A 24,841-nucleotide genomic window follows, 5' to 3' on the forward strand; every position below is an offset into this window, starting at 1 on the left:
CCGGCGTCCGGTACTATGCTGGCGCGCCCTTGCGGGCGCGTTGGAAGTTTCGCTGGCGCGAAACTTCCAACGGAGCAAGCGCCTAGCCGGAAAGGTCCGGGATCCCGTAAAATGGTGCGGGTGACACGAGAATCTGAAACCGTGGCGCCGCTCGCGCGGAGGCGCGCCGGGATGGTTGCGCTGCCCGCCGTATGCGCCCTCCTGGCGTTGATTGCGGCGCCGGCCGGCGTCGCCGCTCAAGCGCAGCAGCAGGCGCCCACCGCGCCGTCCATCTTTGGCGGCCAGACGCCCACCCCGGCGCCCGCCCCACCGTCCGGCCCGTTGCCGCCTGAGGATTCGCCGGTCCTGCTGCGGAACATCGCGCTCCAGTTCCCCACGCAGGGCGGCGTAGCGGGCGTCGACTTCGAAACCTACCTGTACTACATGCAGGTCACCGATCTGGTGAGTCGGCCGTCGGAGGGTGCATGGATGCCCTACGACCAGGAGACGGTCGACACCATTCTGGGGGACTTCGACCGCCTGTGGGGCACCGGTTTCGTCAACGACCTCTGGATCGAGGTGATCGATACGCCCTATGAGAACGGCGTTCTGGGGAAAACCGTCATCTTCAACGTCGAAGAGCGGGAGCGGGTGAAGGTCGTCACCTACGAAGGCTCCGACGAGATGAAGACCGAGGACATCCTCCTCAACCTCGAGGAGAATGACATCGACGTGCGGATCGATTCGTTCATTGATCCGGAGACGATCAATCGGGTCAAGTGGGTGATCCGCGGCCTTTTTGCCGCGAAGGGCTACATGTTCGCCGAGGTGGACCACCAGGTGGAGGCGATCCCGGGCGGGCCGAAGCTGGTGCGGCTCACGTTCCACATGGACGAGGGGCCGAAGATCCAGATCGAGGAAATCGATTTCGTCGGCAACGACGCCAAGACCGACCGCACGCTGCGGCGCCAGATGAAAAACACCAAGGCGCGGTGGTGGCTCTCGTGGATGACGGGCCGGGGCACGTACAAGCCCGAGGAGTACGAGGAGGACGCCGAGCGCCTCATGGCGTACTACCGTAACGAGGGATACATCGCGGCCCAGGTGGGGCAGCCCGAGCTCGACTACCTCGACCTGTCGGAGGACGGCGAAACGCGCGGGTTGCGGATGCGCATCCCGGTCGACGAGGGGGAGCGCTACCGGATCGGCGACCTGAACTTCGAGGGCAACGAGATCCTGCTCGAAGAGGGTTTGCGGCGGATTTTCGACGACATCGAGTCGGGAGACTACTACAGCGAGAAAGAGGTGCGGGAAGGGTTTGACGACGCGCGCGAGCTATACGGGTCGCTCGGCTATTACGAGATGACCCTCGCGCCGGAACTCTATCCGCGGACCGAGCCGGCCGAGGACGTGAACGGCAACGGCAATGGAAACGGCAACGGCAACGGCAATGGAAACGGCAACGGCAACGGAAGTGGCGACGACTACGAGGCCGAAGAGCAGTTGGTCCGAATGGACGGGGATCCGATCGTCGACGTGACGATCCGTGTGCAGGAAGGTGAGCAGTACTTCGTCAACCGGATCGAGTTCACCGGCAACGAGACGACCCACGACGAGGTCATCCGACGCGAGCTGCAGATCGCCGAGAACGCCGTCTTCGACACGGAGGCGCTGAGGCACAGCGTGCGCCGGCTCAACCAGCTCGGCTTCTTCGAACCGCTGGAAGAAGAGGGCGTCGCCGTCGAGAAGGTGGAGACCGAGGAAAGCAACGAGGTGAACGTCACCTTCGAGTTGACCGAGTCGAACCTGAACCAGTTGACGTTCGGCGCCGGGTACTCGCAGTTCGATGGCATTTTCGGCCAGGTGTCGTTCCAGACGACGAATTTCATGGGTCGCGGGGAGACGCTCGGCGTCTCCGTGCAACACGGACAGTGGGCGCAGAATTCGCAGATCTCGTTTACTCGGCCGTACAACTTCGGCCGCCCGATCTCGTTCGGCAGCCAGGTCTTCCGGCGCAAGATCGACTGGATCGGCAGTTTCGCGGAGAACGCGATCGGCGGTAGCGTCACGATGGGCGTGCCGCTGTCGCTGTACACCCGGGCGTTCATGATCTACAGCCTGGAGCGGACCTCGGCGACGCTCGGCCCAGGGCTCGAGAGAACGCTGGAGGGCACGGGGGCCAACCTGTTTGCCTTCAACCCGTTCTTCGCCGACGCGCTGAACCTCTCGACCGGCGGTTACCGGCTGGTGAGCAAGATCACCCCGCAGGTCCGCTTCAACACGATCGACCACCCGATTTTCCCGAGCCAGGGCCGCAGCTTCTCGCTCGCTTTGGAAATGGCGGGTGCTGGCGGCAATACGAGGTTCCTCAAGCCGATCCTCGAGGGGACGTGGTACAAGCCGCACACGGCCCGGACGATCATGGGGTTCCGCGTACAGTACCGCCATCTGCAGGCGGGCGCGCCGGAGACCATCCCGGTATTCGAGCGTCTGTGGCTCGGTGGCGAGTACTCCGTCCGCGGATTCGACATCCGCCGGATCGGGCCACTGGTCAGCGACATCAATGCGGAGGTGCCGCGCGATTCCTACTCGGGCCGTATCGTGATGGGCGGCAACAAGAGCTTCCTGTTGAACGCCGAGTACCAGTTCGTGCTGGGGGGACCGGTGCGACTGGTTACGTTCTTCGACGCGGGGCAGGTGCAGGACTTCGGCTATAACTTCCGCATGGAGGACTTCAAGTCTTCGACCGGTCTCGAGTTGCGGTTCTTCATGCCGATGCTCAACGTGCCGTTCCGGCTCATCTACTACTACAACCCGCAGGTCGACGAGGTATACAACGATCGGTTCGCGCCGCAGGAAAGGCACGGATTCCGTTTCGCAATGGGGACGACGTTCTAGGTCCGGGGCAGCGAGCGGCCGTCTTGGGACGGGAGCAGCTCAGCGTGCGGCGTACCAATACTGCGCGCGTGATGAGGGTGAATATCGATGAGATTCGCGATTGCAACACTGACGGCTTGCCTGCTGGTGGGGATGGCCGTAGTCCCCGTCGCGGCGCAGGATCCACCGGTCGCCGCTCCCGCGTCGCTACCGTTCCCGGCCGGCGCCAAGTACGGCTACGTTGACCTCCAGCGGATCCTCGCTGAGTCGGTTGACGGTCAGGCCGCGAACGCGCGGGTGCAGGAGTTGACGGATCAGAAGCTGGCCGAAATCGAGTCGCGCAACGCCGCGCTCCAGACGCAAATCGATGCGAAGAACCAGCAGTTGCAGGCGTCGCAGGAAAAGCTGGCCCAGGGTGAGACGGTAATGAGTCCGGAAGCCCGAATCAGCCTGCAGCGCGAGATCTCGCGTCTGCAACTCGAGATTCAGCGCGATACGCAGGACGCCCAGGCCGAGATGCAGCGAGTGACGCAGGATGCCGAGGCCGAGTTGGCCGAGCTGCAGCAGCAGCTCCAGGTAGAGTTCGATGCGAAGCTGACGCCCGCCCTGGAGTCAGTCGCGACGGAGATGGGGATAGACTTCCTTTTCAACGTCGGTCAGGGTGGACTCGTCTGGGCGAACCGTTCCCTGGATCTGACCCAGGCCGTCGTCGACAACCTGAACTCCGCGTCGGCGGCTCCGTAGTTGGTCCAGCGCGTCGCCGCCTCGCACCGCAACGGCATCATCATGGCAGAGCAGCAGGAACAACCCTGTTTTACGGTTGGCGTCTTTCAGGATCCGTATTGGGCCGAGCGTGGCCTGGCGGCACTGGAGGAACATGGTTTCGCGGCCGGTTCGCTTTCATTGGTGGCCCAGTCGTCGCCCGATGTCGAGACGCTGGTGCAGAGGACTTTCGGCATCGGCACCGAGCACGCTGCGCTCGAGATTCCTGGTCTCGGCGCAACGGTCGCCCACGGCCCGCTCGTCGAGGCGTTGCAGGGGACCGATGGCGCACTGGCCGCAAACGGCGTCGCAGCGACGATGCGCCGGGCCGGTTTCCAGGCTCACGACGGCTTCATCTTCGAGACGCTAACCTCGCGCGGCGGCATACTGATCGCGATCGAGGGCGAACCCCGCGCCGCCGACGCGCTGGCGCTGCTGCATGCCTATGGCGGTGGTAACGCGGCGATCGGCGCCTGGCGCGGCCGAGTCTGACCAGGTGCGCCGGCGCGCAGTCGCGCCGGCGTGCACAGGTATGCTGGCATCCACGCCATGGTTGCCCCATCCCCGACAGTCCGGCAGAATTGAGATAGAGGAGCGCAGGAGGCGCTGACGTGGCCCAGGGCCTTGGTCTCGGTCCAATTCGATTTCCGCCGCAGCACGAGCCGTATACGCCGCCCGAGCGGCGGCGTCACGGGACGTCGCCCGACAGCAGGGTAGGTCTGCTACGCCTGAAGCCCGCGCGCCCCCCCGCTGCCGCGACGGGCGCCAAGGCGGGGCGGGTGGGCTCCGCTGGCCCCGACGCCGCGCTGACCATCCTCCCGGATGACGTCGCTCCTGTCCAGGTGTCGTTTCTCCTCCGGGCAGACGGCCAGCGGATGGGCCGCTCGGCCGTCGCTTCGGTAGCCAGCCACGTCGCAGGCGTTGCCCTCTTCATGCTGCTTCTCAGCCTCGCCCCGGAACGCGTCTATGAGGCCATCGAGGCGGACAACTACGACGGCCTTATCTGGCTACCGGCAGAGGGACCCGGCGGTGGTGGCGGCGGCGGTGGCAACGAGTCACTCGAGTTGCCGCCGCAGGCGCTGCTGGAGGGGCCGGACGAGGCGGCGCTGAGTGTTCCCGTCGAAGAGGTGCCGGAGGTGGTCGATCCCGAGCCGGAACCGGAGCCCGAGCCGGAACCGGAACCGCTGGTGGCGCAGGAGCTATCGATTCCCGCGTTGCCGATCGCGGCGGCGCCCGAGACTCGGCCCGGCCTGCTGGAAGGCCTGCGGGTCGAGAACTCGACGTCGCAGGGAGCCGGGACGGGCGGCGGCGCTGGCTCCGGCGACGGCGGCGGCGCGGGACCGGGGCAGGGGGACGGTCTCGGTCCGGGTGAGGGAGGCGGTACCGGCGGTGGCGTCTTTCGTCCGGGCGCGGGTGTGACCACACCCCAACTCCTCCACGATGAACAGCCCAAGTACACCGCCGAGGCGATGCGCGCCCGTATTCAGGGATCGGTATGGCTGGAGGCGGTCGTGCTGCCGGACGGCACGGTAGGCGACGTCAAGGTCACGAAGTCGCTCGATCGGGTCTTCGGCCTCGACGAGCAGGCGATTCTGGCCGCGCGGCAGTGGCGCTTTGCTCCCGGCACCCGCTTCGGCGAGCCCGTCGCCGTGCTGGTTGTCCTCGAACTCTTCTTCAACCTCCGCTGACGTACACGGAAAACGCCCGGAAGGCGGGGCCTCCCGGGCGTTTCCGGCGAACGATTCGGACTGCGGTGCGCCGCTGTGCGGGCGTCCGCCCCCCCGGCGAGGGCTCGCGCGCCCGGCAGGGCGCGCGGAGCGGGCTGCTAGTACATCCCGCCCATGCCGCCCGGCATGCCGCCGCCGGCAGGCGCGGCCTCCTTCTTCTCCTCCGGCAACTCGCTGACGAGCGCCTCGGTGGTGAGGAGCAGCGACGAGATCGAGCCCGCGTTCTGCAGTGCGGTCCGCACCACCTTGGTCGGGTCGATCACGCCCGCATTGACCAGGTTCTCGTACACCTCGGTCTGGGCGTTGAAGCCCTCTTCGAGGGCGTCCGTCTCCCGGACCTTCTGCACGACGATGGACCCCTCGAGGCCGGCGTTCTGCGCGATCCAGCGCATCGGCTCCTCAAGCGCGCGATGAATGATGTTGGCGCCGATCTGCTGATCGCCATCCAGAGAGAGCCCGTCGAGCGCCGTCGCCGCACGCAGCAGCGCCACGCCGCCGCCCGGGACTATCCCCTCCTCGACGGCCGCCTTCGTGGCGTGCATCGCGTCCTCGACGCGGGCCTTCTTCTCCTTCATCTCGGTCTCGGTGGCAGCGCCGACCTTGATGACAGCCACGCCGCCCACCAGCTTCGCGAGCCGCTCCTGCAGCTTCTCACGGTCGTAGTCGGACGTCGTCTCGTCGATCTGCGCCCGGATCTGCTTGACCCGCCCGCTGATTGCTTCCGCGGTGCCGGCGCCTTCGACGATCGTCGTGTTGTCCTTGTCGATCGTCACCTTCTTCGCCTGTCCGAGATCCTCGATCCGAAGGCCCTCGAGCTTCAGGCCGAGGTCTTCGGTGATCGCCTTTCCGCCGGTCAGGATCGCGATGTCCTCGAGCATCGCCTTGCGGCGGTCGCCGAAGCCGGGCGCCTTGACCGCGGCGCCCTGCAGTCGGCCCTGCAGCTTGTTGACGACCAGCGTCGCGAGCGCTTCACCCTCGATGTCCTCGGCGATGATGAGCAGCGGACGGCCGAGTCTCACAACCTGCTCGAGGAGCGGCAGCAGGTCCTTCATCGAGCTGATCTTCTTCTCGTGGATCAGGATGACCGGGTTGTCGAGGATGCACTCCATCCGCTCCGGGTCGGTGACGAAGTAGGGCGACAGGTAACCTCGGTCGAACTGCATCCCTTCGACCACATCGTGCGTGGTCTCGAGAGTGCGGGCTTCCTCGACGGTGATGACGCCGTCCTTGCCCACCTTCTCCATCGCTTCGGCGATGGTGGTGCCGATCTCGGCGTCGTTGTTGGCCGAGATGGTGCCGACCTGCGCGATCATGTTGCCGCTGACCTCCTTCGACATCGTATGGAGCTCATCGACCACCGCCTCGACGGCGCGTTCGATACCGCGCTTCACTTCCATCGGGTTGGCGCCCGCCACGACGTTCTTCGCCCCTTCGCGATAGATCGCCTGGGCGAGAACAGTGCCGGTGGTGGTGCCGTCCCCGGCGATGTCGGAGGTCTTCGACGCGACCTCACGGACCATCTGGGCTCCCATGTTCTCGAGCGAGTCCTTCAGCTCGATCTCCTTCGCCACCGTCACGCCGTCCTTGGTAATCGTGGGCGACCCGAACTTCTTGTCGAGCACGACGTTGCGGCCCTTCGGGCCCAGGGTTACCTTGACGGCGTTGGCGAGCTGGTTGACCCCTTCGAGGATCCGCTGCCGCGCCTGCTCTCCGTAGACGATCTTCTTGGCCATGTTTCGACTCCAATCAAGTGAACTGTCTTGCGGTTCTGACTACTCGATCACGCCGAGGATCTCGTCCTCGCGCATGATCAGATACTCCTCGCCCTCGAGCTTGATCTCCTGGCCCGAGTACTTGCCGAACAGCACCGTGTCGCCTTCCTTGACGTCGAGCGGCGTCACCGTGCCGTCCTCCTTAACCTTTCCGTTGCCCGCGGCGATCACCTTGCCCTGCTGTGGCTTCTCCTTCGCCGTGTCGGGGATGATGATCCCGCCGACCAACTGGTCGCCTTCCTCGAGTCGCTCGACGATGACGCGGTCATGAAGCGGACGTACCTTGACTGCCATGAAATCCTGCTCCTTTCGGTTCAACTGGCGGAATCAAACAAGACCGCCACGCGGCTGGACCCGCGTGCCTGCTCACTCTGGCGTTAGCACTCTCCAACCAAGACTGCCAGTATAGCGGACAGGCGCGGAGTCGCGCAAGTGCCCCCGGAGCAGGCGCCGTCTTGCCCGCCGACCGCGCGGGCTATCCGATCCGTTTCAAACGGTAGCCAGCTATCTTCCGGGCGAGCGTGTTCCGGTGGATCCCCAGCAGGGTGGCCGCGCGCCCGACGTTTCCCTTCGACTTCTTCAGGGCGCGGCGGATGAAGTGCTTTTCGAGCTCGTTCTTCGCGTCCTCGTACAGGATTCCCTTGCTCAGCATCTCGTCGACGAGGTCGCCCAGCTCCTTATGCACCACCGCCGTCCTTTCTGTCAGGCGCCGCTGTCGCCTCCGGACGCATGCGCAAGTCCCTGCCCCGTCAACCGCCGGTGTGCCTCGACGTACTTCGCCCGCGTATTCGCGACCACGTCGTCCGGCAGTTCGGGAGCCGGGGGCTGCCGGTCCCACTCGATCCGGTCGAGGTAGTCACGGACGTATTGCTTGTCGAAACTGGGCTGCCCGCCTCCCGGAGCGTAGTCCGACGCGGGCCAGAACCGGGACGAATCGGGCGTAAGCGCCTCGTCGATGAGGACGATCGCCTCGCCCCCGTCAGGGTCGTCCACCAACCCGAACTCGAACTTCGTATCGGCGACGATGATTCCGCACGATTCGGCGTGTTCCGCGCCATGCCGGTAGAGCGCCAGGGTCAGGTCGCGCAGTCGCGCCACCAGCTCGGCGCCGACTATCTCACCCGCCTCCGCCTCGGTGATGTTGATGTCGTGGCCCGTTTCCGCCTTGGTCGCCGGCGTGAAGATCGCTTCCGGGAGCCGATCCGACTCGCGCAGCCCGGCGGGTAGCTCGACGCCGCACACCCGGCCGTTCCGCTGGTATTCCTTCCAGCCGGAACCGGAGAGATAGCCCCGCGCCACGCACTCGATCGGCAGCGGCCGGGTACGCCGGACCAGCATCGACCGGCCCGCGAGCAGGTCCGCGAATGGCTGAAGCACAGCCGGAAAGGCGGCGGTGTTCATTGCCACCAGGTGGTTTGGCACGAGATCGGAGGTCCGCGCGAACCAGAAAGCAGAAAGTTGCGTCAGGACCCTTCCCTTGTCCGGGATCACCGACCCGAGGACCACGTCGTAGGCGGAGATTCGGTCGGTAGCGACCATCAACAGGTGGTCATCGCCTACCTCGAACATGTCGCGCACCTTGCCGCGACGGTGGGGGCTGACGCCGGGAAGTTCGGTTTCGTAGAGGGACTCGACGGACGGGGCGGGTGTGGACGACAACTTTCGGATCTCCCAGCCAGGGGCATCTGGCGAACGAAACGGCTATGTTATCCGACCGCGGGCCTGACGGCCAAAGAAAAAAAGTGTACGGTCCCCCCGCAATGCGATTCCGCGTCCAGAGCCTTCTCGTGGTCGCCGTCGGCGTCGGCCTGATGGCGTATGTGTTGCGCGGCGCCCAGCTCGATCGCGTGGTCGAAGCGGTGGGCGGAGCGCGCCGCGACCTGCTGTTCCTCGCGCTTGTCGTGACGCTCCTGACGTACGTCGCCCGCGCCATCCGCTGGCGGTACCTGCTCGCGCCGGTACAACAGGTTCATTTCGGCCCGGCGCTGCGCGCCACGGTGATGGGCTTCGCGGCGACATCCGTGCTCCCGGGCCGAGTCGGTGAGATCGTGCGGCCGTGGGCGCTGGCGCGCGAGGAGCGCATGAGCGTCAGTGCCGCGCTCGCCACCGTTGTCGTGGAGCGGCTGCTGGACCTGGTGGTGATCCTGGCGATGTTCGGGATCGCGCTCGGTTTGCTCGACCCGGGTTTCGCCACCGACGAAGCGGCGCCCCTCGCGGCGGCCCGTGCCGGCGCTCTGGCGAGCGCCGCGGCAGCCGCCGTCATTCTCTGGCTGGTCTTCGCGGCCGCGGGCCATCCGGAGCGGGTCAACCGGCTCGTGGAGCGTGCGACGGAGCGACTGCCGCAGCGGTGGCGCGAGCTCGCGCGCCGGCTGTCACGCCGGTTCGTCGTCGGCCTTGGCGTGATGCGCCGGCCGCACCTGCTCCTGATCTCCACCCTCTGGTCGGTCGCGGTGTGGGCCTTGATCGCCGGCAGCATCTGGCTTGTCACGATTGCGTTCGACATCGCGATGCCGTTGACTGGAGCGGCGGTCGTCCTGCTGCTCGTTGCGGTGGGAGTGGCGGTGCCGACACCAGCCGGGATCGGGGGCTATCATGCGGCGTACCAGTTCGGGGCCACGGTCCTGTACGGGGCTCCGGCGGAAGCGGCGGCGGGTGCGGGCCTGATTGCGCACGCGTTCGCCTTTCTGCCCGTCACCATAGGTGGCATTGCCCTGATGGCGCGTGCCGGGTTGCGGATGCGGGGCATCGGCCGGATACTGCACGACGCGGAGCAGGAGGTCGTTCCGCCAGCGGAAGGGGAGTCGGAATCACGATGAGATGTCCGTTCTGCGGCCACGCCGACAGCAAGGTCGTCGATTCCCGCGAGACGAAGGAGGGCGATGCCATCCGCCGCCGCCGCGAGTGCGCCGGATGCGGCCGCCGTTTCACGAGCTACGAGCGGATAGACCCGATCCAGTACATGGTTATCAAGAAGGACGGCCGGCGAGAGCCGTTCGACCGCGGCCGGGTGATTGCCGGCATGCTGAAGGCGTGCGAAAAGCGCCCCGTGTCGCCTTCCCAGCTTGAAGCGGTGGCGGATCAACTCGAAGGCATGCTGCACGACCGCAACGAAAAGGAGGTGCCGACCGAGGATGTCGGCGCCTTCGTGATGGAACGGCTTCGATCGCTGGATCAAGTCGCCTACGTTCGGTTCGCCTCCGTCTATCGCGAATTCCGTGACGTCGACGAGTTCATGACGGAACTCAAGTCGCTGCTCGAATCGCGGGAGTGACCGGGCGGGCCGTGGCTGCGAGCCGCGCTTCGATCGTCTGATCCGGTCGCACGTGGCGACCCGATTCAGCAGCCGCCATCGGCGCCAGCCCCACCAGTTCCGTGCCCGCGACCGCGATTCCGCGTGCCGCCGCCTCTTCCGTTACCCGCACCACCGCGGTGGAGATGGATGTCCGCCGGTGATCGGTCAGGTTCATCGAGACCTGCACCGGTGCGCCCTCCCGTTCCGCCAGTCGCAACCCGAGCGCCTGGACGGCCGGCAGTCCACCGTCTCGTTCCCGCACCGCACGGGCAATGGCCCGCGCTGCGTCGATATCGGCGGACGCCAGATTCACGTTGAAGGCAATGAGGGGCCCACGGGCGCCAAACGCGGCCGCGCCGGCGGTGGGATGCGGCCGGGCGGGGCCATGATCGGGAGCCCATTCCGGCGCGCGCAGCTTCGCGGCCAGACCCTCGAAGCCTCCGCGGCGGATCTGGTTGAGCTGCTGCCGCTCGGAGCTCCCCGCCGCTTCCGCGTAGAGATAGGTCGGGAGGTCGAACCGGGCGGCGACTTCGGCGGCGGTATCGCGAGCCAGGCCGATGCAGGCCGCCATCGGCATGTCGCCCAGCGGAACGAACGGAACGACATCGACGGCGCCGATGCGAGGGTGCGCGCCGGCGTGACCGCGCAGGTCGATTCGTGTGATCGCGGCATCGAACAGGCGGAAGATCGCCTCGCGCAGAGACATCGCCGTACCCGCCAGTGTGAGGACGGAACGATGATGCGACCTATCCGAGGAACAATCGAGCAGCGCGATGCCCGGGACGCCTGCCGCGGCGGCCACGATCGCGCGGACGGTGTCGGGGCGCCGCCCCTCGCTGATGTTCGGAATCGCTTCGATGAATGGCGCAGGGGACACTCCGTCTATAATGGCAGCGTTTCGTTCCTCCCCGCTCTCTGCAATGACGTGTCCTGCCTGCGGGGATCCCACCGACGGCGTGAGAGGTGTGTGTCCCGTTTGTGGTGCGCCGCGACCGGAGGCGCAGGACGGGGGGGAAACCTCGGAACCGGCGATACCCCCGCGGCGGGCTCGTCGCGGTGCGGTCCGGTCGTCGCTGCCGCTGTTTCCTTCCCGGTCGGCACGTCGCCAGGCGTCGTCGGACCGGCTTCGCCGGCTGGCCCGGACGAAACGGTCCTCGGAGCCGACGCCCGATCCGATCGTCGCGGAACTTGACTTCGAGACGGAGGGGGCAGGCCCCGACGCCAGCGGGGGGAGCCGGGCTACCATCGGGCTGATCCGCCGGCTCGTCGCCGCGGTCATCGACGCCGGCATTCTGCTGGCGATGGACGCGGCCGTGGTGGCGCTGACGCTCCGTGCGGCGGGGTTGCCGATTGACGATCTCGCGGCCCTGCCGCTTCTGCCGCTCGCCGGGTTCCTGATCCTCCTCGACGCGGGGTACCTCGCGGCGTTCCTGGTACTTGCCGGCCAGACGGTGGGCGAGTTGGCTGCCGGCGTGCCGGTTCGGGTCGCGGGCGAAGCGCAGTGACCTCATCCCTCCGCCGCATGGCGCTACTCGTCTCCTCTGCGGGCCCGGCCGGCCACGTGCCGGTGGCTCCCGGCACCGCCGGATCGGTCGTCGGCGTCGCCCTGTGGCTGCTGGTGCGCGCCGCGGAGACTCCGGCCCTCGAGGGGTTTGTCGTGGTGGCGGTGCTTGCTGTCGGGGTCTGGTCGGCGACGGTTACCGAGGAGCACTGCGGGAGGTCAGATCCGGGTGTGGTCGTGATCGACGAAGTGGCCGGGATGTTGATTGCCTGTTTCTGGCTGCCGCTGGGAACGGTTGGGGTTATCGCGGCGTTCTTCGCGTTCCGGCTGTTCGATATCGTGAAGCCGTACCCCGCCGGCGCGGCCGAGCGGTTGCCGGGCGGTTGGGGAATCATGGCGGACGACGTGGTGGCCGGCCTCTATGCCTACGCCATGGTCAGACTGTTGATCTGGCTGGCGCCGGACGTGATGCTCGGATGATGACCACGGCCGCGGTTGTCGCTGTCGGGTCGGAACTGCTGACGCCGCACAAGACCGACACCAACTCGCTGTTCATCGCCGACGGTCTCGCCACGATTGGGGTCCGTCTGCTGCAGAAGATGGTGGTCGGCGACGAGCCGGAGGGGCTGACCGAGGCGCTGCGATACGCGACGCGGCTCGCCGACCTGGTGGTCGTGACGGGTGGCCTCGGGCCGACCGCCGACGACCTGACGCGCGAGACCGTCGCTGCCCACTTCGGTCTGCCGCTCGAGGAATCGGCCGAGGTTGTCGAAGCGATGCGGGCCAGGTTCGCGGCCCGCGGTCTCGAGATGCCGGCAATCAACCGCCGTCAGGCGCAGGTGCCGCGGGGCGCCACGGTGCTTCCGAATGCCCGCGGCACCGCGCCGGGACTCTGGATCGCCGAGGCGACGGGGCGGGTACTCCTGTTGCCTGGACCGCCGCGGGAGTTGCGGCCGATGTTCGAACAGTTCGTCGCTCACCATCTCGCGCCCGAGGCGGGCGGCAGGCGTCTCTACCGCCGGATGATCCGGACGGCCGGACGGACCGAATCCCATCTCGACACGATCGCGGGTCCCATCTATGGGCCCTGGCAGGGCCGGCCGGAGCCGATAGAAACCACGATCCTCGCCACGCTCGGCCAGATCGACATTCACCTCTCGCTCGTGGCGGAGGATCCGGCGACCGGCGAGCGGACCCTCGACGACGCGGTGGCGCAACTGACCGCGGCGCTCGGCAGGGCCGTGGTCAGCACGGACGGCCGGTCGCTACCGGCGGTCGTGGGTGGGCTGCTCGCGGAGCGGGGCGCCCGGCTCGCCGTTGCGGAGTCGTGCACCGGCGGGCTGATTGCGTCACGCCTGACCGACGTGCCAGGGAGCTCGGCCTACGTCCAGGCCGGGTGGGTGTTGTACAGCAACGAGGCCAAGGTCGCTCTGGGCGTCGATGCCTCGCTGATCCTGGAGCATGGCGCGGTGAGCGAACCGGTGGCCGAGGCGATGGCGGTCGCCGCGCGCCGCGCCGCCGATGTTGACTATGGGCTGGCCGTCACCGGGATTGCCGGGCCGGGCGGAGCGACGCGAGGCAAGCCGATTGGCACGGTTTGCCTGGCGCTCGCGGGCCCCGCCGCGCCGCCGCGCGTCCGCCGCGTGCAGGTTCCCGGCGAGCGGGAGCGTGTGAAGTTCCAGGCGTCGCAGGCGGCCCTCGATCTCCTCCGCCGCAGCCTGCTTCGGGATGCGCCGCACGACGCGGCGTGAAGTTGAATCGGTCATACTCCGCACGGTATGCGCGAGATTCGTAGCGGGCCGGTTGCGGTCCTTGGCTCCGGTGGTTGGGGAACCGCACTGGCGGTCCACCTTGCCCGCGCTGGCCGCGAGGTCCGCCTCTGGGGGCGCGATCCGGCTCTGATCGAGCGGATGTGTGCGAGTAGCGCAAACCCCGTGTACCTCCCCGACGTCGAACTGCCTGTAGGGGTCGCGCCGACCGGCGAGATCGGCGCCGCGGTTGCGGGCGCCACCTACGTCGTCGTTGCCGCGCCGTCGCACGGCGTGCGCGCCGTGGTCCGTAGGGCCGCGCCGGCGATCGATCCCGACGCGGTCCTGATCAGCGCCGCGAAGGGAATCGAGGACGGCACGCTCCTCCGGATGTCGCAGGTGATTGCGGCGGAGGTGTGCAGCGACGGAGATGGGCCGGCGGTGACCGTCCTGTCCGGTCCCAGTTTTGCTGCCGAGGTGGCGCGCGGTGCGCCTACCGCGGTGGCGGTAGCGGGCCGTTCGCCCGACGCCGTAGGGGCGGTCCAGCACGACTTTCGTTCCGACTCTTTCCGCCTCTATGCGAGCGACGATGTCATTGGCGTCGAGATCGGCGGCGCGATGAAAAACGTGATCGCCATCGCGGCGGGGGCGGTGGAGTCGCTCGGTCTTGGCCACAATGCCCGCTCGGCGCTCATCACGCGAGGCCTCGCCGAGATCTCGCGGCTGGCGTGTGCGCTGGGCGGCCGGCGGGAGACGCTTGCCGGGTTGAGCGGGCTGGGCGACCTGGTGCTCACCTGCACCGGGGGCCTGAGCAGGAATCGCCGCGTGGGCATGGAGTTGGGGAAGGGCCGGACCCTCGAGGCCCTGATGGCTGGGATGCAGATGGTGGCCGAGGGCATCCGGACGACGGGTGTCGCCCTGGAACTGGGGCGTCGCGAAGCGGTGGAAATGCCCATCACGGCGGAGATGGCGGAGGTGCTGGGGGGACGCCGCACGCCCCGCGAGGCGGTGGAGGAACTGATGCTGCGACGACAACGGACGGAGCTGGACGCGTGATGTCCAGTCCTCTGGGCCGTCTGCGAGCCGGCCTGCGGCGGACGGCAACGGCCTGGGCGTCGCGCTTCGGAGCGCTGGCGAGAGAAGAGCCCCTGGCAGCCGGTGCGCCGCCGGCTGGCGACCCGCCCGATGGGGCGATTCTGGAGGCGCTGGAGGAACTGCTGATCGAGGCGGACGTGGGCGTTCGGGCGGCCGATCGCATCGTCTCGCGGATTCGCCAGGGCGAGGATGGCGGCGGCCCCGGCGTGGAGGTGCGGGAGCGTGTGAAGCGCGAGATCCGCCGGATCCTGGCCGGGACGGATGCCGGCGTGAACGGCGGTGACCCGCGGCGCGCGCCGGATCGTGAACGCGACGCCGCGCGCGCGACGCGAACCCCGTGGGTCGTGCTGGTGGTCGGCGTAAACGGCACGGGAAAGACCACGACGGTAGGAAAGCTGGCCCACCGCTTCCGCGCGGAGGGGGCGTCGCCCCTCATCTGCGCCGCCGACACCTTCCGCGCCGCGGCGGTGGAGCAGGTGGCGGCCTGGGCGGAGCGAGCGTCGGTCGACATCGTCCGGGCCGGAGCCAACGCCGATCCGGCGGCGGTGGTGTTCGATGCCATTCAGGCGGGATGTGCGCGTGGCCGCGACGTCGTGCTCGTCGACACCGCGGGACGGCTTCATACGCGAGCCGACCTGATGGGTGAGCTTGCCAAGATCCGGCGGGTGGCCGGACGGGCGCTCGCCGGCGCGCCGCACGAGGTGTTGCTGGTGCTGGACGCCACCGTGGGTCAGAACGGCGTCGCGCAGGCGCGTACTTTCCTCGAGTCGGCGGACATCACAGGAATCGTCCTGACGAAGCTGGATGGCACCGCCAAGGGCGGCGTCGCGGTGGCGATCGGAGCCGACCTGGGTCTTCCGATCCGCTACGTCGGTGTCGGCGAAGGGATCGACGACCTCGTTCCCTTCTCCGCGGACGAGTACGTGGACGCTCTCTTCGAACGGGCCTGGTGAGGGGATGACGGATTCGACGGCAGACGAGATCTGGATGCTCCAGGCGCTGGATCTCGCCGAGCGGGGGCGCGGCCTGACCAGCCCGAACCCGATGGTCGGTGCGATTGTAGTCGGCGGCGACGGCGCCGTTGCCGGCGCCGGGTTTCACGAGCGCGCCGGCGACGATCACGCGGAGGTGCGTGCCCTTGCCGCAGCCGGTGAGGCGGCGCGGGGGGCAACGCTCTACTGCACGCTGGAACCCTGCAGCCATCGCGGCCGCACGCCGCCCTGCGTCGACCGGATCGTCAAGGCGGGCGTGGCGCGGGTTGTCGTCGCGTTGCGCGACCCCAATCCACGCGTCGATGGGCGCGGTCTCGCGCACCTCCGTCGCGCTGGAATCCGGGTCGACGTCGGCGTTTGCTCGAAGGAAGCGGCAAGGCAGAATGGTGCGTTCCTCACCTGGATGTCGCAGGGACGGCCGTTTGTCACCATGAAGGTGGCGATCAGCCGCGACGGTTGCATAGCCGCCCGCGAAGGACAGCGGACCTCCCTGACGTCCGACGATACGCGGAAGGTGGTGCATGCGCTTCGCGCGGAGGTGGACGCGATCGGCGTCGGATCGACCACCGTGCTGGTGGACGATCCCCTGCTTACGGCCCGGATCGCGCCGCGCAACCGGCCGTTGACGCGCGTCGTGTTCGACCGGCGGCTGCGGACGCCGCCGTCCGCCAGTCTTCTCGGGACGCTCGGGGCGGGCCCGGTCGTCGTGTTGACGGCCGAGCAGGCGCTGGAGCAGCATCCGGATCGGGCCCAGCGTCTGGCTGACGCCGGAGCGGAAGTCGAGGTGGTGCCGGCCGGGCGGACGATGCGAGATGGACTCGTTCGGCTGGCACGGCGGGAGATCACGAGCCTGGTGCTGGAAGGGGGGCGCCGTCTGCATGAATCGGCATGGAGGGGCGGAATCGTCGACCACGTGCAGATCTTTGTTGCGCCGAAGACGCTGGGTCGGCGCGCGGTGCCGTGGCTGGATCGGCGCGAGTTGTTCGGCGCGCTCGAACAGCGCCGAATGCGCGCCTGCGGCCCGGACCTGTTGATCGAGGGCCATGTTCACCGGACTGATTGAAGCCGTCGGCAGAATCGTCGATCTGCGCGAGATCACCGAGGGGCGCCGCGTCCGCATCGCCGCTGGTGGAACCACGACGGCCGACCCGGCCGGGCCCGCGTCGGCGCCGGCGCCTGCCATCGCATCGCTGGCCCCCGGTGACAGCATCGCGGTCAACGGGGTCTGCCTCACCGCGGTGACCGTCGGCCCCGGCGGCTTCGAAGCGGACGTCTCGCCGGAGACCCTGCGGGTCACTACATTGGGGGGGCTACGGACGGGGGCCGCGGTCAATCTCGAACGGCCGCTCCAGGCCGATGGCCGTCTCGGCGGCCACTTCGTTCAGGGCCACGTCGACGGCGTCGGGCGCATCGAGGCGATTGCCGACGAGGCTGACTTCCGGCGAATCACCGTCTCGTTCCCCTCGGCGATTGCCGCTTCCATCGTTCCGAAGGGATCCATCGCGGTCGACGGCATCAGTCTGACCGTCGCCAGTCTCGACGCCGGGTCGTTCGACGTGCAGATCATCCCCTATACGTGGGAGCAAACGAACCTGCGGGCATCGTCCGCCGGAGACCCGGTCAATCTGGAGTGCGATATCATCGGGAAGTACGTCGCCCGCGCCGTCGAGGCGTACCGGCACGGGACCGGAGGCGGTGACAGCTCCTGAGCCGACGTATTCACGATGCAAGAGGAGAACGGGAAGACCGCGAAGCGGCCTGCCGGCAACCGGCGGCGGCCGGCGCCGGCGCGCCGGCGGGGGCCGTTCGCGACAATTGAAGCGGCGGTAGCCGCGTTCCGCGACGGCCGGATCGTCATTGTCGTCGACGATGAGGATCGCGAGAACGAAGGCGATCTGACGATTGCCGCGGACAAGGTGACGCCCGACGCGATCAACTTCATGGCGCGTTACGGCCGTGGGCTGATCTGCCTGTCGATGACCGGGGCTCGGCTTGACGAGCTGGAGATCCCGATGATCGTCAACGAAAACACTTCCCGCTTCGAGACGGCGTTCGCCGTGCCAATCGACGCCAAGGGGGTGACCACGACCGGGATTTCGGCGGCCGACCGCGCGGCCACGATTCGCGTCGCCATCGATCCCGAGACGAAGCCTTCCGATCTGGCGAAGCCGGGGCACGTCTCGCCCCTTCGCGCTCGCGACGGGGGTGTGCTGGTCCGGGCGGGGCAGACCGAGGCCGCGGTCGACCTCGCGCGCCTCGCGGGTCTTTACCCGGCCGGGGTCATCTGCGAAATCATGAACGAGGACGGGACGATGGCGCGCGTCCCGCAGTTGAGCCGTTTCGCCCGCCGCCATGACCTGCTCATGATCACGGTCGCCGACCTGATCAAGTACCGGCTGCGCCACGATCGGCTGGTCAAGCGGATCGCCTCGGCGCGGCTCCCAACCGACCACGGGCCGTTCAACGTCACGGCCTACGACAGCATCATCGATGGCCGGACGCACATCGCGCTGGTCCGGGGCGAGATCGGCGATGGCGAGGAGGTGCTGGTCCGCGTCCATTCACAGTGCCTGACGGGCGATGTCTTCGCGTCGTCGCGCTGCGACTGCGGGAACCAGCTGGATCTTGCGATGCGGCGGATAGCCGACGAGGGACGAGGCGTGCTGCTCTATCTCAACCAGGAAGGGCGGGGGATCGGTCTGGCGAACAAGATCCGCGCCTACGAGCTGCAGGACCAGGGACTGGACACGGTCGAGGCCAACGAGCACCTGGGCTTCAAGGCGGACCAGAGAGACTACGGCATCGGCGCCCAGATCCTGGGTGACCTGGGGGTCCGTACGATGCGCTTGCTGACCAACAACCCGCGCAAGTTCGTTGGTCTCGAGGGCTACGGCCTTGCCGTCACCGAGTCGGTTCCCATCGAGGTGCCACCGACGGAATTCACCGAGCGGTACCTGCGCACGAAAAAGGAAAAGCTGGGGCACAGCCTGCGGTCGGTCTAACAGCTCCTGCGAGTGGCCCTCGTATCGCGCGCGGGCGGTTCCGCTCCGTTGTCGGTCCGGCACCGCGCCACGTCTGCGGTGCTCACGCCCTGCCGGGCCGTTGACCGAGTGGTGCAAGGCCTCTACACTTAGTGGTTTTGTGTGGCCGTCCGTCGGCCCGCCAGGGGAGACCGGACGCTGGTCCGGCGATCTGATGTTCAACGCGCTGGGATCACGCTTCGAAGCAGTGTTCGGATCGCTGCGCCGTGAGGTGCGGCTGACGCCGGAGGCGGTGGAGCGCGCCCTGCGCGAAATCCGCCTTGCGCTGCTCGAGGCGGACGTCAACTTCAAGGTGGTCCGCGCGTTCACCGATCGGGTGCGCGACCGGGCGATAGACCGCGCCGTGCTGGACAGCCTGACCCCGGCGCAGCAGGTCGTCGCGATCGTTCGCGACGAGCTTCTCGCGTTGTTCGGCGAGCCGCGTGCCGGTCTGACGGCTTCGAGCCGCCGGCCACAGGTCGTACTGCTGGTCGGTCTGCAGGGCTCCGGCAAGACGACCACGACCGCCAAGCTGGGACGCTGGCTGACGAAGGAGAAGCGTCATCCGCTGCTCGTGTCGACCGACGTTCGCCGTCCCGCGGCGATCGAACAGCTCGCGGTGCTGGCCGGACAGGCGGACCTGCGTGTTCATGCGGCGGAGGGCAGCAACGATCCCGTGGCGCGCGCGACCGGAGCGGTGAACGAAGCCAGGCGGCTCGGCTTCGACACGGTTCTGGTCGACACGGCCGGGCGCCTCCACATCGACGACACGTTGATGGACGAGCTCACCGCGATTCGCGATGCAGTGAGCCCTTCCGACATCCTGTTTGTCGCGGATGCCATGACCGGCCAGGACGCGGTGAAGAGCGCCGGCGAGTTTCATCACCGGATGGGCCTCAGCGGCATCGTTCTCAGCAAGATGGATGGCGACGCGCGGGGTGGGGCGGCGCTCTCGGTGGTGTCGGTCGTCAGCGTCCCCGTGGCGTTCGCCGCGACCGGCGAGACGCTCGACGATCTCGAACCCTTCCGTCCCGATCGCATGGTTTCGCGCCTCCTGGGAATGGGGGATGTTCTCAGCCTGGTGGAGAAGGCGGAACAGGCAATTGCGCAAGACGACGCGGCGGCAATGGCGGAGCGGGTCCGTCGCAACGAGTTCACGCTCGAGGATCTGCGCGAGCAGATCGGCATGGTGAGTCGGATGGGCCCGCTCGATCAGCTGCTCGGGATGATCCCGGGACTGGGCAACGTCGCGGCGGGGGTCGAGGTGGGCGATGGTGCGCTGACGCGTACCACGGCGATTATCAATTCGATGACTCCGGGCGAGCGGCGCAAACCGTCGGTGATGAATGGCAGCCGGCGGCTCCGGATCGCCCGGGGCAGCGGAACCAGCGTGCAGGAAGTGAACCAGCTCTTGCGGCAGTTCACGAAGATGCGGAAGATGATGAAGGCGGCGACGGCAGTGGGGCGGGGCAGGAAACGCCGCCCTCAACGGCCGGCGCTCCCGTGGTGACACGGGCGTCGGCCCGTCCTGGGGAGACACAGAGATGCTGATGATTCGATTGCGGCGGCAGGGCGCGAAGGGCCGGCCGTTCTACCGGGTGGTGGTGATCGACAAGCGGTCGGCCCGCGACGGCCGTGCGCTGGAGGTGGTAGGGCACTACGATCCCACGGCCGAGCCGGAGGTGCTTCGGGCCAACTTCGAGCGGATCGAACACTGGGTCAGCAAGGGCGCCCAGTTGAGCGATTCGGTCCGGACGCTGCTGGCGCGGCATCCAGAGACCGCGTCATGAGCCGGGCACGCGCCGTCGTCGATGTTATCGCCCGACAGTTGGTCGATCATCCGGACGATGTGACCATCGATCTGTACGAGGAAGGCGACGAGGATGTGCTGGAGCTGACGGCGCATCCGAACGACCTGGGAAAGCTGATAGGCCGCCGCGGCCGGACTGCTTCCGCGATCCGGTCGATTGCCGGCCTGGCCGCGAGGATGGACGGTCGGCGGTCGAGCGTGGAGTTTTTGGACGACTGACGCGAGCGCACACGGGATGGAGATCGCTGCCTGGGACGAGATGGCGCTTGTGGGTGTGGTCGCGCGAACGCATGGCCGTCATGGAGAGGTCGTGGTGAATCCCGTCACGGACTTTCCGGAAGAACGCTTCGCGCCGGGCGGGACGGTGTTCCTTGAGGGGATGCCCACGCCACGGCGGTTGCGGATACGCGACCGCTGGTTCCACGGCGACCGTCCCGTGCTGGCGTTCGAGGGGATTGGGACGTTGAGCGACGCGGAAGCGTTGCGAGGCGCCCAGTTGCGTATTCCCGAGGAAGCGTTGCGGCCGTTGCCGGAGGGCGCGTGGTACGAGCACGACCTCGTAGGTTGCACGGTGCGGACGGTCGGTGGAGACGAGCTGGGCGCGGTTGCCGCTCTGGAGGGTCCGAACGGCGCTCAACGTCTGATTGTCGCGGTCGACGGCGCGGAGATCGACGTGCCTCTGACGGAGGCGATCTGCGTCGGGGTCGATCCGGTGGCGGGAGTGATTGTGATCGATCCCCCCGAGGGTCTGCTCGAGGTGAACCGATGACCTTCGACGTCGTGACCATCTTTCCCGAACTGGTGGAACGAATGGTGTCGATCGGCGTCGTCGGACGCGGGCGGGAGACCGGTCTGCTGGATGTCGCCGTGCACGATCTCCGCGGGTTCACCGACGACCGCCACCGCACGGTGGACGATGCGCCGTACGGTGGTGGTCCCGGAATGGTGTTGAAGCTGGCGCCGTTCATACGGGCGCTGGCGGCAATACGCGAGACGCGGGGCAATCCCGATGCGGTGATCCTGCTCTCCCCGCAGGGAGCCACCATGACTCATGAGACCGTCATGCGCCTCAGCCGGCTCGATCACGTGGCGTTGCTGTGCGGACGCTACGAAGGCGTGGATGAACGGGTCCGGACGTACGTCGCAACCGAGGAGCTGTCGATTGGCGACTATGTTCTGAGTGGCGGCGAGCTGCCGGCGGGCGTCGTGGTGGAGGCGGTGGCGCGGCAGGTGCCGGGCGTAGTAGGGAACACCGAGTCGGTCGGGAGCGACTCGTTCGCCCGCCGGATCCTGGATCACCCTCACTACACGCGGCCCGCCAGCCTGACGGAGCTGGAAGCGGCCGGCGGGGTCCGCCTCGAAGGCGTGGCCGCCGGAGACGGCGCGGAATCGAACGGGGCGGCTGCCGGGGACGTGCCGGCCGTACTGGTGTCCGGAAACCACGCGGCGGTGCGCCGCTGGCGGAAGCGGGAGGCGGTCCGGCGAACCTTGGAGCGGCGGCCCGACCTGCTGGCGGATGCCGTTCTGGACGAAGAAGAGAAGGAGTTCCTCCGCGAGCTCCGGTCGCCCTGAACGGGTGGCCGCGGGCGGGTGGCAGGCAAACGGGAGCAGAAAGATGAAAGCGATCGACGCCGTGGAGCAGCCGTACCTGACCGAGCGTCCCGACATTCAGTCGGGCGATACGGTTCGTGTTCATGTGAAGGTGCGAGAGGGCGAGAAGGAACGGATTCAGGTCTTCGAGGGGCTGGTCATCGCGCAGCACCATCACGGGGTGAGCTCGACCGTCACAGTCCGAAAGGTCTCGTTCGGCCAGGGCGTCGAGCGTATCTTCCCGCTGCACTCGCCGACCATCGACAAGATCGAGATCGTCCGTTCCGCCAGGGTGCGCCGCGCGAAGCTGTACTACCTGCGGAAACTGCGGGGCAAGGCGGCGCGCCTCCGCGAGCGGCGCCGCCGCTGAACGCGTGCCGGCAGTGCGCACGCGCGCGCCAAGGCGCGCGGCGAGTCGGGCGGTCGAGAATTCCGTGCGACGGCGCGGCTACGCCCGTGTGGCCGGCGCCGACGAGGCGGGGCGCGGATCGCTTGCCGGGCCGGTTGTCGCTGCGGCGGTCATCCTCGATCCGGATCGCCGGCTTCCCGGGTTGCGTGATTCGAAGCTGCTGACCCCGGCCCAGCGCGAGCGCCTCTACGCGCTAATCGTCACGCGAGCCACCTGGGCGGTAGCAGTGGCTCCGGTCGCCGATGTCGACCGCCTGAACGTCCATCGGGCGTCGCTCGACGCGATCCGCCGTGCCGTCGAAGCGCTGTCGCCGCCCGGCAACTACGCCATCGTGGACGGTTTCCGCGTTCCGGGTCTGGACTTGCCGCACGAAGCGATTCTGCGGGGCGACCGGCGCTGCGCCGCCATCGCCGCCGCCTCCATCGTCGCGAAAGTGACGCGCGACCGCGAGATGGTGCGCCTTCATACGCTGGACGGTCGGTACGGTTTCGATCAGCACAAGGGATATGGCACGCGCCTCCATCTCGATGCCATCGCGCGCCACGGCTACTCCGACGCCCACCGGCGCACTTTTACGACGGCTGCTGGGCGCGCGACTTCCGCCGTCGTTTGCTAGGATCGCCGCCCCCTGATGATCTGCCTCGTGACTGACCGTCGCGTCTTTGCCGGAGACGCGCCTGACGATGAGGCAGCGGTCGACCGGTTACTGGCGGTCATCGAGGCTTGCGCGGGAGCAGGCGTCGACCTAGTGCAGATCCGTGAGACTGGCCTGACCGACCGCCGCCTTCTGGCGCTGGTCGAGGAGGCGCTCGCGCGGACGCGAGGCACGGGAGCGCGGGTCGTCGTCAACGACCGCGCCGACATCGCTCTCGCCGCCGGCGCGGCTGGCGTCCACCTGAAGGATGACGCACGCGACGCTGCACGCATCCGCGGCATGGGACCACTCGACTGGCTCGTCGGCCGCTCCGTCCACGACGTCGCTACGGCGCGCGCGGCGGCCTCGAGCGGCGTCGACTATCTGGTAGCGGGCACCGTGCACGCGTCGGAGTCGAAGCCGGGGCGCGAGCCGCTTGGCCTCGAGGGCCTGCGCGCGATAGTCGTCGCGGCGGCGCCCTGCCCCGTACTCGCGATCGGCGGCGTGAGCGCCGGGAACGTCCGGGCGGTGGCGAAGACCGGCGCCGCTGGCGTCGCGGGTATCCGACTCTTCCGGACCGACCGGTTGGGCGACACGATAGCCACGCTGCGCGGCGCGTTCTGAGGCATGGGACCTACCGTGCCGTCAGCCGCAGCCCCTCGGTGTCGATGCCGCAGTCGAGAAGGCTCGCGCCCGCATCGTCCAGCGCACGCCTGACCGATGCGGTGGCGTCCGGCTCCGCCAGAAAGACAACACAGCCGCCGCCGCCGGCGCCGCACACCTTGCCGGCGTCGGCGCCGGCGTCGAATGCACGGCGGAAGAGCGTTTCGATCCACTCGGTGGTAACGCCCGGCGCGAGTTGCTTGCGCAACTCCCATTCGTGTCCGACGGAGCGGGCCAGCTCCGTCCAGTCCGCGCCTTCCATCGCTTCCCGGACGCGGGCGGCGGTGTCGCGAATCTCGTCGAACAGCCCCGCCAGGCTGGTGTCGCCATCAATTCGGCGCTTCGTCACCTCCCAGTTGTTGATGCCGGAGTCGCGCGATTGTCCGGTGTAGACGACTACCATCCGTTCCTCGAGAGCCCGCGGCGGGACGCGGAGCGGCACCCGATGGACACCCGCCGGGCCGAACTCGATCGCGGAGACGCCGCCGTATAGAGCCGGCCGGTAGTCCTGTCCCCCGGTGGGCACGCCGATGACCTGCACCTCGATATCGCGCGCGAGGTCGAGCAGCGCCTCCGGTTCGATTCGTCGATCCCGCCATCGCGCCATGGCCGCACAGAGTGCGATGTTCATCGCCGAGGATCCGGCCAGACCGGCGCCGACCGGCGAGTCGGAACGGGTCTCGACGGCCACTCCGCTCGCCTTGAAAAAGCGGAGGACTCGCGCCGGCAGGCGGAGGGCGGGGTGGGTGTCGTCGAGGTCGGCGACGTCCGCCACCTCGGCGGTGGCGCCAGTGTCCCTGGCGGCAAGCCGCAGGCGGCCTCCGGCACAGGGGCTGACGGTGCAGGAGGCGCGCAGGGTTATTGCGGCGTTTACCGTCTGCACGCCGTCGTGCAGCAGGTAGAGTGGCCAGATATCGAGCGTTCCGCCCGCCAGGTCAATCCGGGTCGGGGCGGAAGCCTGAAGGCGCAC

The 24,841-nt window shown here is 68.1% G+C and carries 28 protein-coding genes; 22 read left to right on the forward strand and 6 right to left on the reverse strand.

Features of this window, described 5'->3' with window-relative positions:
- The first annotated feature begins 15 nt into the window (after positions 1 to 15).
- The 4 genes from F4Y45_06565 (at position 16) to F4Y45_06580 (ending at position 5,306) form a co-directional block, all read left to right on the forward strand.
- Entirely contained in the window at positions 16 to 2,877 is a 2,862-nt protein-coding gene (locus F4Y45_06565; GenBank protein ID MXY24170.1) for a BamA/TamA family outer membrane protein, read from the forward strand.
- A gap of 87 nt (positions 2,878 to 2,964) precedes the next feature.
- Positions 2,965 to 3,600, forward strand: a complete 636-nt coding sequence (locus tag F4Y45_06570; protein ID MXY24171.1) for an OmpH family outer membrane protein — start codon at positions 2,965 to 2,967, stop codon at positions 3,598 to 3,600.
- Positions 3,601 to 4,110 (forward strand): hypothetical protein, encoded by a 510-nt coding sequence (locus F4Y45_06575; GenBank protein ID MXY24172.1) that lies wholly within the window; start codon positions 3,601 to 3,603, stop codon positions 4,108 to 4,110.
- A 119-nt stretch (positions 4,111 to 4,229) separates the two neighbouring features.
- Positions 4,230 to 5,306, forward strand: a complete 1,077-nt coding sequence (locus F4Y45_06580; protein MXY24173.1) for an energy transducer TonB — start codon at positions 4,230 to 4,232, stop codon at positions 5,304 to 5,306.
- 137 nt (positions 5,307 to 5,443) lie between these two features.
- Here the strand turns inward: F4Y45_06580 and groL are convergent, their stop codons facing one another.
- The 4 genes from groL to F4Y45_06600 all read right to left on the reverse strand — a co-directional run bounded on the left by groL (position 5,444) and on the right by F4Y45_06600 (position 8,776).
- Positions 5,444 to 7,078, reverse strand: a complete 1,635-nt coding sequence (gene groL / locus F4Y45_06585; protein ID MXY24174.1) for a chaperonin GroEL — start codon at positions 7,076 to 7,078, stop codon at positions 5,444 to 5,446.
- 39 nt (positions 7,079 to 7,117) lie between these two features.
- On the reverse strand, positions 7,118 to 7,411 hold the full coding sequence (locus tag F4Y45_06590) for a co-chaperone GroES (protein ID MXY24175.1): 294 nt from the start codon (positions 7,409 to 7,411) through the stop codon (positions 7,118 to 7,120).
- A gap of 181 nt (positions 7,412 to 7,592) precedes the next feature.
- Positions 7,593 to 7,769: a hypothetical protein gene (locus F4Y45_06595; protein ID MXY24176.1), complete on the reverse strand. Its 177-nt coding sequence runs from the start codon at positions 7,767 to 7,769 to the stop codon at positions 7,593 to 7,595.
- A gap of 50 nt (positions 7,770 to 7,819) precedes the next feature.
- The gene (locus F4Y45_06600) at positions 7,820 to 8,776 is read right to left on the reverse strand and encodes a phosphoribosylaminoimidazolesuccinocarboxamide synthase (protein ID MXY24177.1); all 957 of its coding nucleotides are present in this window, start codon (positions 8,774 to 8,776) and stop codon (positions 7,820 to 7,822) included.
- Between the two features lie 44 nt (positions 8,777 to 8,820).
- Here F4Y45_06600 and F4Y45_06605 point away from each other — a divergent pair, with 44 nt between their 5' ends.
- Complete coding sequence (locus F4Y45_06605; protein ID MXY24178.1) at positions 8,821 to 9,933, forward strand: flippase-like domain-containing protein; 1,113 nt, start codon at positions 8,821 to 8,823, stop codon at positions 9,931 to 9,933.
- Positions 9,930 to 10,388: a transcriptional repressor NrdR gene (gene nrdR / locus F4Y45_06610; protein ID MXY24179.1), complete on the forward strand. Its 459-nt coding sequence runs from the start codon at positions 9,930 to 9,932 to the stop codon at positions 10,386 to 10,388. The genes F4Y45_06605 and nrdR overlap by 4 nt, the downstream gene beginning before the upstream one ends.
- Here the strand turns inward: nrdR and ftcD are convergent.
- Positions 10,360 to 11,700: a glutamate formimidoyltransferase gene (ftcD, locus tag F4Y45_06615; GenBank protein ID MXY24180.1), complete on the reverse strand. Its 1,341-nt coding sequence runs from the start codon at positions 11,698 to 11,700 to the stop codon at positions 10,360 to 10,362. The two genes, nrdR and ftcD, sit on opposite strands and share 29 nt — an antisense overlap.
- On the opposite strand from ftcD, the gene F4Y45_06620 reads away from it, so the two are divergent.
- The 16 genes from F4Y45_06620 to F4Y45_06695 all read left to right on the forward strand — a co-directional run bounded on the left by F4Y45_06620 (position 11,183) and on the right by F4Y45_06695 (position 23,832).
- Positions 11,183 to 11,914: a hypothetical protein gene (locus tag F4Y45_06620; protein MXY24181.1), complete on the forward strand. Its 732-nt coding sequence runs from the start codon at positions 11,183 to 11,185 to the stop codon at positions 11,912 to 11,914. The genes ftcD and F4Y45_06620 overlap by 518 nt on opposite strands.
- Before the next feature lie 17 nt (positions 11,915 to 11,931).
- A complete protein-coding gene (locus F4Y45_06625) occupies positions 11,932 to 12,390 on the forward strand; it encodes a phosphatidylglycerophosphatase A (protein MXY24182.1) in 459 nt (152 codons plus the stop codon).
- Entirely contained in the window at positions 12,387 to 13,661 is a 1,275-nt protein-coding gene (locus F4Y45_06630) for a competence/damage-inducible protein A (GenBank protein MXY24183.1), read from the forward strand. The genes F4Y45_06625 and F4Y45_06630 overlap by 4 nt, the downstream gene beginning before the upstream one ends.
- A 27-nt stretch (positions 13,662 to 13,688) precedes the next feature.
- Positions 13,689 to 14,714 carry an NAD(P)-dependent glycerol-3-phosphate dehydrogenase gene (locus F4Y45_06635; GenBank protein ID MXY24184.1) on the forward strand — a complete coding sequence of 342 codons (1,026 nt, stop codon included), beginning with the start codon at positions 13,689 to 13,691 and terminating at the stop codon, positions 14,712 to 14,714.
- On the forward strand, positions 14,714 to 15,706 hold the full coding sequence (gene ftsY, locus F4Y45_06640) for a signal recognition particle-docking protein FtsY (protein MXY24185.1): 993 nt from the start codon (positions 14,714 to 14,716) through the stop codon (positions 15,704 to 15,706). The genes F4Y45_06635 and ftsY overlap by 1 nt, the downstream gene beginning before the upstream one ends.
- Before the next feature lie 4 nt (positions 15,707 to 15,710).
- Positions 15,711 to 16,808, forward strand: coding sequence for a bifunctional diaminohydroxyphosphoribosylaminopyrimidine deaminase/5-amino-6-(5-phosphoribosylamino)uracil reductase RibD (gene ribD, locus F4Y45_06645; GenBank protein MXY24186.1), 1,098 nt, complete (start codon positions 15,711 to 15,713; stop codon positions 16,806 to 16,808).
- A complete protein-coding gene (locus F4Y45_06650) occupies positions 16,789 to 17,454 on the forward strand; it encodes a riboflavin synthase (protein ID MXY24187.1) in 666 nt (221 codons plus the stop codon). The genes ribD and F4Y45_06650 overlap by 20 nt, the downstream gene beginning before the upstream one ends.
- Positions 17,455 to 17,469: 15 nt before the next feature.
- Positions 17,470 to 18,747, forward strand: a complete 1,278-nt coding sequence (locus tag F4Y45_06655) for a bifunctional 3,4-dihydroxy-2-butanone-4-phosphate synthase/GTP cyclohydrolase II (protein MXY24188.1) — start codon at positions 17,470 to 17,472, stop codon at positions 18,745 to 18,747.
- Between the two features lie 193 nt (positions 18,748 to 18,940).
- Positions 18,941 to 20,275 (forward strand): signal recognition particle protein, encoded by a 1,335-nt coding sequence (locus F4Y45_06660; GenBank protein MXY24189.1) that lies wholly within the window; start codon positions 18,941 to 18,943, stop codon positions 20,273 to 20,275.
- 34 nt (positions 20,276 to 20,309) lie between these two features.
- A complete protein-coding gene (gene rpsP / locus F4Y45_06665) occupies positions 20,310 to 20,555 on the forward strand; it encodes a 30S ribosomal protein S16 (protein MXY24190.1) in 246 nt (81 codons plus the stop codon).
- Positions 20,552 to 20,794: a KH domain-containing protein gene (locus F4Y45_06670; GenBank protein MXY24191.1), complete on the forward strand. Its 243-nt coding sequence runs from the start codon at positions 20,552 to 20,554 to the stop codon at positions 20,792 to 20,794. The genes rpsP and F4Y45_06670 overlap by 4 nt, the downstream gene beginning before the upstream one ends.
- A 16-nt stretch (positions 20,795 to 20,810) precedes the next feature.
- Positions 20,811 to 21,344, forward strand: coding sequence for a 16S rRNA processing protein RimM (rimM, locus tag F4Y45_06675; protein MXY24192.1), 534 nt, complete (start codon positions 20,811 to 20,813; stop codon positions 21,342 to 21,344).
- Positions 21,341 to 22,147, forward strand: a complete 807-nt coding sequence (gene trmD, locus F4Y45_06680; protein ID MXY24193.1) for a tRNA (guanosine(37)-N1)-methyltransferase TrmD — start codon at positions 21,341 to 21,343, stop codon at positions 22,145 to 22,147. Before rimM ends, trmD begins: the two co-directional genes overlap by 4 nt.
- 43 nt (positions 22,148 to 22,190) lie before the next feature.
- Positions 22,191 to 22,535 (forward strand): 50S ribosomal protein L19, encoded by a 345-nt coding sequence (locus tag F4Y45_06685; GenBank protein ID MXY24194.1) that lies wholly within the window; start codon positions 22,191 to 22,193, stop codon positions 22,533 to 22,535.
- A gap of 4 nt (positions 22,536 to 22,539) precedes the next feature.
- A complete protein-coding gene (locus F4Y45_06690; protein ID MXY24195.1) occupies positions 22,540 to 23,190 on the forward strand; it encodes a ribonuclease HII in 651 nt (216 codons plus the stop codon).
- Between the two features lie 15 nt (positions 23,191 to 23,205).
- The gene (locus F4Y45_06695) at positions 23,206 to 23,832 is read left to right on the forward strand and encodes a thiamine phosphate synthase (GenBank protein MXY24196.1); all 627 of its coding nucleotides are present in this window, start codon (positions 23,206 to 23,208) and stop codon (positions 23,830 to 23,832) included.
- A 10-nt stretch (positions 23,833 to 23,842) separates the two neighbouring features.
- Here the strand turns inward: F4Y45_06695 and F4Y45_06700 are convergent, their stop codons facing one another.
- Complete coding sequence (locus F4Y45_06700; GenBank protein ID MXY24197.1) at positions 23,843 to 24,841, reverse strand: hypothetical protein; 999 nt, start codon at positions 24,839 to 24,841, stop codon at positions 23,843 to 23,845.

Source organism: Acidobacteriota bacterium (genome assembly GCA_009838525.1).
Taxonomy (GTDB): domain Bacteria; phylum Acidobacteriota; class Vicinamibacteria; order Vicinamibacterales; family UBA8438; genus VXRJ01.